Origin of the sequence: Dokdonella sp., assembly GCF_041395345.1 — a bacterium.
Lineage (GTDB): Bacteria > Pseudomonadota > Gammaproteobacteria > Xanthomonadales > Rhodanobacteraceae > Dokdonella.
On sequence record NZ_JAWLAR010000004.1, the window covers coordinates 268,706 to 275,250 of the forward strand.

Genomic DNA, 6,545 nt, shown 5'->3' on the forward strand with positions numbered 1-6,545 from the left:
TGGTTCGACAAGCTCACCACGAACGGAAGTCAATCACTCTTCCCGCCAAGTCAGTGCCAATCGGCTCTGAGCCTGTCGGCGGATGAACTCAGCTTGCCGAAGCGTTCGAATCCCGCCAATCACGCATTCGAATGCGTTCTTTCCGACTCACGCCATTGCGTGGGAGTGACTCCCGACCAGCGGCGAAAGGCGCGCGTGAACGCACTCGGATCGGCGTAGTGCAGACTCTGCGCGATCGCAATGACCGGCATTGCGGTATCGGCCAGGAGCTGACGCGAAACTTCATAGCGGAGCTCGTCACTCAGCGCCTTGAATGAAAGCTCAAAAGCCTGCAGTCGGCGGTCCAGGGTACGCCGGTGCATGCCCAGCTCGGCGGCAACGGATTGCATGGAACAGGTACCAGACAAGAGCTGTCGGCGCACGACGCGCCGCACCTGTGCGACCAGGTCGCCCGTTTCGGCAGCTTCCAGCGCGCGTGCCCTGGCTTGGAGAATACGCAATCTGGCGGGATCGGCCGTTGGTAGCGGCGCATCGAGCCATGCGCGGTCGAATACTATTGCGGCCTGTTCGACATCGAATCGCAAGGGTGCCTTGAAGAGGTTGAGATAGGGCTGGATATCGACTGGGCGACTGCGGGAAAACAGGATTTCGTGCGGTCGCCACTTGCGCCCGCAAAGCGCGCGCAGCACGCTGAAAGATACAGCCAGGGCGTTGTCGCAGAGTACCTCGGCGCGTTCTACACCCGGTTCGTAGACCGTATAGCTGAAACTGGCGAACTGATTGACTTCCGACAGCGTCAGCAGCCCGCCACCGTCGGCGAGAGTCATGAATCGACACATCAGCTTCAGTGCGGCACGCACGTTTGCAGCTGACTTCATCAAGTCGGCGACGATTCCGTATGCCTCCAACGGGGTCGCATCGCCCATCAGCAGGCCAAAATGCGGGCATCCGGTACGGTCCGCGCAAAGGCCCATCAGGCGAGTGCCTTCGCGAAACGGAATCAGGTTGTCGGGATGCTCGAACAAACCGATCGGCAGTCCCGATTCGGTCAGCAAGCTGTCCAGGCTCACCCCGAATTGCTCCAGCAGCGGTGCCAGAGCCATCGTCGAGGCGGCGCGGTCATAGCCACCCGGGACGACGCCACTCGCGCGCATGATCGGGGACGTGTTCCTGATCGGATTCATGGATGTTCGAAGCGCCTGAATCGACAGCCAGAACTGCATTCTGGCGGGCTCGGGGGACAAAATGTGTCACAAATAGTCAAGTCGGCGCAATCGCCGGCGGTGTATAAAACGGAGTTGCTGCAGGCAGCATGGCCGAGCGAAGTAACGCGAAATTTATTGGCCAGCGCTAACGTTGTTCAAAAGGAAAGAGACCATGCAAACCCCCATGAAAACCATGACTGTTCTGGCCACCGCGCTTGCCGTTGCACTGACTGCAGGTGTCGCAGCGGCGCAAGACGCGCCGAAGATGAAGATGACCACGCCGATACCGGCGGACATCACGACACCGGATACGGTGGAGTCCCGTATCGGCACCCTCAAGTTCAATGACGGTTTCCCGACCGACGAGACGGTGCAGAAGGTCTACGACAATCTCGACTTCCAGCGTGGCGTCAATGTCTTTCTCGCCGCCACCCCGGGCAGCTCCACCGAGGGCCTGCGCCAGGGCCTGGCCAGCATTGGCGTGGACAACAACCAGACCGTGGCGCTCTTCGAAAACCTGATGGACTCCAGGTCGCTCTTCCTTACCCCCAATACCGAAAGTATCTACAGCGTAATGTGGGTAGACGTGAAGGATGGCCCGGTCGTGCTGGAGACTCCGCCGGACGTGCTCGGCATCATCGATGATCACTGGTTCCATTACGTGGCGGATTTCGGCCGGGTCGGCCCCGACAAGGGACAGGGCGGCAAGTATCTGCTGGTTCCGCCCGGCTACGAGGGCGACATACCGGAAGGCTATTTTGTCTACCACACCAAGACCTACGGTCACCTGGTTTTCTGGCGCGGCTTCATCAAGGACGGCAGCACGAAATCCGCGGTAGCCGCAACCAAGAAGTACGCCAGGATCTATAGCCTGAAGGATGCGGCCAATCCGCCGCCGATGAAGTTCATCAATGCCTCTGGCAAGCATTTCAATACCATCGGTGCCAGCACCTACAAGTTCTACGAGGACATCAACAACATCGTCCAGTACGAGCCCAACGAGGCTTTCAGCCCGGATACCCTGGGTCAGTTGGCCGCGCTGGGCATCGAGAAAGGCAAGCCATTCAGCCCCGATGCGCGGATGAAAAAGATCCTGACTGAAGCGGCAGCGGTCGGCGATGCCACTGCGCGTGCACTGGTCTTCAAGTATCCCGAAGATATCGCTTACTACCCCGGCAGTGCCTGGTTCCAGGGTTTCGTCGGCGACGATTACAAGTTCCAGTCCCAGCCGGGCGTCAACAATACCGATGCGATGGTCCACTTCCTCTTTTACGCCACCGGCGTTACTCCGGCGATGTCGTTGAAGATCGTCGGAAAGGGCTCGCAATACGCAATCGCAGCAACCGATTCCAACGGCAAGCGTCTGGATGGGAGCAAGACCTACAAGATTCACATGCCGCCGAACATTCCGGCCAGGGATTTCTGGTCGTTCGTGGTCTACGACAACCAGACCCGCTCCATGCTGCAGACCGACCAGCAGTACCCGAGCATCGGTAGCGAAAAGAAGGGCGTCGTCTCCAACCCCGACGGATCGGTAGACGTCTGGTTCGGGCCGACCGCCCCCAAGGGCCACGAGGCCAACTGGGTGCAGACGGTTCCCGGCAAGGGCTGGAGCGTGGCCTTGCGCCTTTACGGACCGGAAGAAGCGTGGTTCAACAAGACCTGGCGGCCGGGCGAAATCGAGCCGGTCGAGTAGGCAATCCGCTATCCGAAATTGAACGTGCGGGCTGCCTTCTTCTCGGGGAAGTCTGTCAAGCGACCAAGAAAAAAACAATGAAAAACCTCGTCAAGACCACGACCATTCTCGCTACCGCGCTGGCCTGCTCGCTGACAGCAGGCATCGTCGCAGCGAAGGATGCTCCGAAGATGAAGATGGCCACGCCGATACCGGCGGACATCACGACACCGGATACGGTGGAATCCCGCATTGGTACCCTCAAGTTCAATGACGGTTTCCCGACCGACGAGACAGTGCAGAAGGTTTACGACAACCTGGCTTTCCAGCGAGGCGTGCAAACCTTCCTGACCGCGTTGCCGGGTGGCTCGATGGAAGCCTTCCGCCAGGGCCTGGCGAGCGTGGGGGTGAACGACAACCAGTCCGTTCTGATGTTCGAGGAGCTGCTGGATTCCAGGTCGCTCTTCCTGACCGGTAACACCGAAAGTATCTACAGCCTGGCTTGGGTGGACCTGAAGGATGGCCCCCTCGTGTTCGAAGTGCCGCCGGACGTGCTCGGGTTCATCGACGATCACTGGTTCCAGTACGTAGCGGATTTTGGCCGGGTCGGCCCCGACAAGGGCCAGGGCGGCAAGTATCTCCTGCTTCCACCCGGCTACGAGGGCGACGTGCCGGAGGGCTATTTCGTCTATCACTCCAAGACCTACGGCAATCTTCTTTTCTGGCGCGGATTCATGAAAGGCGGCAATCCCAAGTCGGCCGTGGCGGAGATCAAGAAGTACACCAGGGTTTATCGCTTGAAGGATGCCGGCAACCCGCCACCGATGAAGTTCGTCAATGGTTCCGGCAAGGTCTTCAATACCATCGGCCCCAATACTTACAGGTTCTACGAAGACATCGACAAGATCGTCCAGTACGAGCCCAATGAGTCCTTCAGCCCGGATACCCTGGGTCAGTTGGCCGCGCTGGGTATCGAGAAGGGCAAGACCTTCAATCCTGACAGTCGGATGAAGAAGATCCTTGTCGAAGCTGCGGAAGTGGGAAACGCCACTGCGCGCGCCCTGGTTTTCAAGTATCCCGACAAGGACGTTGCCTTCTATCCGGGTAGCGCCTGGTTCACCGGGTTCGTTGGCGGCAACTATGAGTTCCAGTCCCAGCCGGGTGTAGACAACACCGACGCCATGGTTCACTTCATCTACTACGCCACCGGCATTACCCCGGCGATGGCGTTGAAACTGGTTGGCAAGGGCTCGCAATACGCAGCTGCGGTGACTGATTCCAGAGGCCAGCGGCTGGAGGGGAGCAAGACGTACAAGCTGCATATGCCGCCGAACATTCCGGCCAGGGATTTCTGGTCGTTCACGGTCTACGACAACCAGACCCGCTCCATGCTGCAGACCGATCAGAAATTTCCAAGCATCGGCAATGACAAGAAGGGAGTAGTGTCCAATTCCGACGGCTCGGTGGATGTCTGGTTCGGTCCGGTCGCGCCCAAGGGACATGAGTCCAACTGGGTGCAAACCGTTCCTGGCAAGGGCTGGAATGTGGTCATGCGGCTTTATGGGCCGGAAGAAGCATGGTTCAACAAGACCTGGCGGCCGGGCGAGATCGAGCCGGTCCAGTAGCACGGATCATGGACAGCAGCAGCGCGAACCGTCCCGGTTTCGTGGAGGGCTCGCGTGAGCAGGCTGGTCCATGCGGATCGACTCACGGCGTGCGTTCTGCTGGCCAGCACTCCTTCAGGACACGCCTGAAATGCCCTGCGAACAGTCGCAGGAGCGTGGCCGGCTGCGGATGGACGAACGCGCGTTCATGACGGTAAATTCCGCCATCCCTTCTTCCGAAGTTTCACTGTGGACGGCCGTCCTGGCCCGAAGACGGGAGCGCGAAATGCCGGTCAACTCGACCGGCATTTCCTGGTAGCACTCAACACACTAGAAGTACCGATCATTCAGGAGAAGCAGCATGTTGAATCGAGCTTTGTCTTATCTGTTGGTACCGACCCTGATGCTGATGCTGGGCGCCTGCGCGACAACCGGTGGAAACTCGGGCTCTACTGCCGGCGCAGTCGAGATCCGCAGCGGCGTCATCGAGCAGATGACCGATGTGCAGATCGACAGCAATCATCACAGGGGAGCGGGTGCCGTCGTTGGCGGCCTGGTCGGCCTTGGCCTGGGCAGCCTGGTCGGCGGTGGCACGGGCCGTGATGTTGCCCAGGTGCTCGGAACCATCGGCGGTGCGATTGCCGGAAACGAGATCCAGAAAAAGCACGACCAGCCGATCCCGGCGAAGCAGATCGTGGTGCGCATGAGCAACGGCGTGCTGGTCTCGGTGACCCAGCCCGACAGCGAGAGCGCGGGCCTGCGGGTCGGCCAGAGCATCTACGTTCGCGGCAATGGTGAAAACGCCAGGATTACGCCGCAATAGCCAGGCTTCCGACATCATCAAGAAGGCAGTCAGCGAAGTTGCGCGAGCGCGAAGCTCCGCAGCCTCGCTGCGCCTGCGCGAAGTGAAGCTGACACCGGAGAGATGATGAAGCGGGCATGCAAGGTGCGCATGACGGCTTTCGCTTGCGCTATCCGGCATGGCTACGGTTCTTCCGTGCGCCAGAACGAAGATCGCCCGACCGTCTCCCGCGTGCCGTACCACGGATTGCAGGGACTAGCTCGCTTCGATTGTCCGCCTGATCTCTGACCAACCGCGACCATGAACGCTCCCGCACCTGCACCTTCCAAAGGCCACCCCGCGGCGGTATGGATCATCGCCGGGGTATCGGGATTCTTCGTAGTCGCCGTGTTTGTCCTGGCAGGCAGTTTCCTCTGGGTCGGGTTTCAGGAATTCAGCGAGCAGGCGCGCACCGCCATCCGGAACGACCCGGATATTCGGGCGGCCGTCGGCGAGATCCGAGACATTCACTTCGACCTGACAGCCACAGGCGATGCACCCGGCGACGAGGAATTCGCATTCCGCGTCGAAGGCAGTCGTGCCAGTGGCTTGCTGGTCGGCCGCTTTGTAACAGTCAACGCGAACACCGAGGACTTGCGTAGCGGGCAGTTGTTTCTCGAAGACGGTCGCGTCATCCAGTTCGGGGGTTCTGTTCAGGATTGAACCGCCAGGCTCGATCGGGAATCTCCAGATATCCACCTGCAGGAGGCACCCGATCAACTTCCGTCCGAAGCCGGCCCATTCTGCAATGCGCAACCAATGCGCCGCGATCTGACGCGACCTCGGCAGAACCGCAAAGCGAGGCTTCATCCGGGTTCGGCGGCGAATGGCAGTGATCCGATGCCGACTCCTGGCTTTCGTCATCCCTTCAATAGCTGGAATGGGGAACCAGGGATCCGCGCCATTCGGCCCGGAGCCTGTCAGGAACCTCCTCCGCAGACGGGCGGCTGCGACAAGCCAGAGGTTCATTGCAGTGACTTCGTTCAGCTGCGTCGGCAACGCACACCGAACTCTCGCGGCATCGAAACAATTCTTGACATCCACCGCACTGCGATCGCCAGGAAACGGTGTTCGATCATGCTTGCGTTCCAGGCGGCGCCGAGCTGCAAACAAATTCCTGCATGCACACGGTATCATGTGCGCAGTGCCCATTTGCCCGGAAGACTTCACTCGAAGTTGCCCGCCGCGACCACCCACCATGAAATCCACCGAAGGAGGAT

At 59.9% G+C, this 6,545-nt stretch carries 5 protein-coding genes; 4 read left to right on the top strand and 1 reads right to left on the bottom strand.

Going from position 1 to position 6,545, the window contains the following annotated elements; all coding sequences use genetic code 11:
- Window positions 1–119 precede the first annotated feature (119 nt).
- Window positions 120–1,184 carry an AraC family transcriptional regulator gene (locus R3F00_RS05640; RefSeq protein WP_371280756.1) on the bottom strand — a complete coding sequence of 355 codons (1,065 nt, stop codon included), beginning with the start codon at window positions 1,182–1,184 and terminating at the stop codon, window positions 120–122.
- 205 nt (window positions 1,185–1,389) lie between these two features.
- On the opposite strand from R3F00_RS05640, the gene R3F00_RS05645 reads away from it, so the two are divergent.
- The 4 genes from R3F00_RS05645 to R3F00_RS05660 all read left to right on the top strand — a co-directional run bounded on the left by R3F00_RS05645 (window position 1,390) and on the right by R3F00_RS05660 (window position 5,988).
- On the top strand, window positions 1,390–2,901 hold the full coding sequence (locus R3F00_RS05645; RefSeq protein WP_371280757.1) for a DUF1254 domain-containing protein: 1,512 nt from the start codon (window positions 1,390–1,392) through the stop codon (window positions 2,899–2,901).
- Window positions 2,902–2,978: 77 nt separating this feature from the next.
- Entirely contained in the window at window positions 2,979–4,505 is a 1,527-nt protein-coding gene (locus R3F00_RS05650; RefSeq protein WP_371280758.1) for a DUF1254 domain-containing protein, read from the top strand.
- A 340-nt stretch (window positions 4,506–4,845) separates the two neighbouring features.
- A complete protein-coding gene (locus R3F00_RS05655; RefSeq protein WP_371280759.1) occupies window positions 4,846–5,307 on the top strand; it encodes a glycine zipper 2TM domain-containing protein in 462 nt (153 codons plus the stop codon).
- Window positions 5,308–5,586: 279 nt separating this feature from the next.
- Window positions 5,587–5,988, top strand: a complete 402-nt coding sequence (locus R3F00_RS05660; protein WP_371280760.1) for a hypothetical protein — start codon at window positions 5,587–5,589, stop codon at window positions 5,986–5,988.
- Window positions 5,989–6,545: the final 557 nt, after the last annotated feature.